Genomic DNA, 1,649 nt, shown 5'->3' with positions numbered 1-1,649 from the left:
TTAAATAGATATATTTTTGTGAAAAATATTAAACATAATTCAAAAAAAAAAAAAAAGACAAAATAAGGTTAATCTAAAGGTTTAATTATAGTATTCTTTGTTATACTGAATAAGTTATTTAGAATTATAAATATTAACAGATTGGAGGAAACTACATGAAAATAGTGAAAAAAAATACTGAAGAAAAACGAAGACATGAAATAGAAAATGAAATAAGAGAGCAAGTAAAAAAATTTTTTATAGCGATGATAATAATTATTATAGGTTTTGGTATTTATGTTTTGATAGATAAATCGGAACAGCCAACAGAAAGAATGGACATGAGAGAATGCATAAAAAAATTAAGAAGTGAAGGAGTTCCAGATGAAGTAATAAGTAGCAGTCAAGTGTGCATTCCAGAAAATTAAAATAGTTTGATATATAAATTAGGAGGATGATAAATTATGGGATTTATAATTGCGATTATTGCTATTCTTTTTTTTCCAGGACTATTTTTTTTGATAGTTTCATTTGGAATTTCAGGAATATTTGTTTTAATACCAGTAGTATGTCTATTAATGCTGTATTATCATTATTTTGCAGGTACAATACAAGATACAATAAAATTATATTATGTATATTGTGTAGCTGTTAATAATTGGAAAATATCTAAATTAGTTAGTAATAAAAAAATAAAATTATATCTTGAAAATGAAAAAATAATACTTGAAAATTCTGAATGTAGTTATGTAATGGATAAATTAACTTATGTTAATAAAAAAGAAACAAGTAATGGAAATAGGTTGTTACAATTATATTTTCAAGATAAAGAAAGTTATAAAGTAGTAAAAGTAACTCTTGAAGTTTATGGAAATTCACTTAGTACAAAAATTTATAATAGATTAAAAACAATACAAAAAGATACTTCTTATGAAAAAATAGAAATATTAGAATTGATAAACCAATGTAAAAAAAGCAGTTTTCTATGTGTTGATAAATGTATAGAGACCTCTGGTATAATAAAAGATGTTAATGTTAATGGTGATGTTAGTTTAATAGCAAATGAATTTGAAAATTTTCAAGTAGTTTTTTTGTCAAAACAAAAAGAAAATACAAATTTATTAGTAGGAGAAGAATTAACAATAAAAGGAATAATAGATCAGATAGGTAAAAATAGTGTTCTTATTAGAGAAAACATTTTTATATAACATATAAAGTCGAAATTTTTAAGATTTAGGAGGAATTTATGAAAAAATATGATTTGAATTTAAAATTAGTACATTCAAACGAATTAAAATATATCAAAATTACATTTGAATCAGAAGGCAATAATGAGTGGAGAGTTGAAACTCAAAATATTAAAGGAAAGTTTGAAAAAAATTTTAATTTGGGAGATATATTTGATTTAAAAGATTACAAGGCTAAAGAAAATTTTTTAAATGAACTTTTTGAGTATATCCATTCAGATAATTATCCTGATTTTGATTATGAATATTTATACAATACTAAAAAATTATTGATAAAGTTTTTCGAGAGAATGTATCAGATTGAAAATAAAGAGTGTGAAAATTCGGACAGCTTAATAAAAGAATATAACGAAAATGAATTTAAAGAGTTAATGAAATCAATTCAAGAATATCAGCAGGAATCCATAGAAAAACTAAATGAGT

3 protein-coding genes are annotated in these 1,649 nt (G+C 22.3%); all 3 read left to right on the top strand.

Going from position 1 to position 1,649, the window contains the following annotated elements; translation table 11 throughout:
- Nucleotides 1–155: 155 nt before the first annotated feature.
- The gene (locus tag Q0370_RS04925; RefSeq protein ID WP_026747755.1) at nt 156–407 is read left to right on the top strand and encodes a hypothetical protein; all 252 of its coding nucleotides are present in this window, start codon (nt 156–158) and stop codon (nt 405–407) included.
- Nucleotides 408–443: 36 nt separating this feature from the next.
- Nucleotides 444–1,187: a hypothetical protein gene (locus tag Q0370_RS04920; protein ID WP_147005920.1), complete on the top strand. Its 744-nt coding sequence runs from the start codon at nt 444–446 to the stop codon at nt 1,185–1,187.
- Between the two features lie 38 nt (nt 1,188–1,225).
- Nucleotides 1,226–1,649 (top strand): hypothetical protein (locus tag Q0370_RS04915; RefSeq protein WP_299572884.1); only part of this gene is annotated, 424 nt, incomplete at its 3' end.

It is taken from the genome of uncultured Leptotrichia sp., from assembly GCF_938036635.1.
Lineage (GTDB): Bacteria > Fusobacteriota > Fusobacteriia > Fusobacteriales > Leptotrichiaceae > Leptotrichia > Leptotrichia hongkongensis.
The sequence above is the reverse complement of the archived record's forward strand: the minus strand, read 5'-3'. Positions and strand labels throughout refer to the sequence as shown.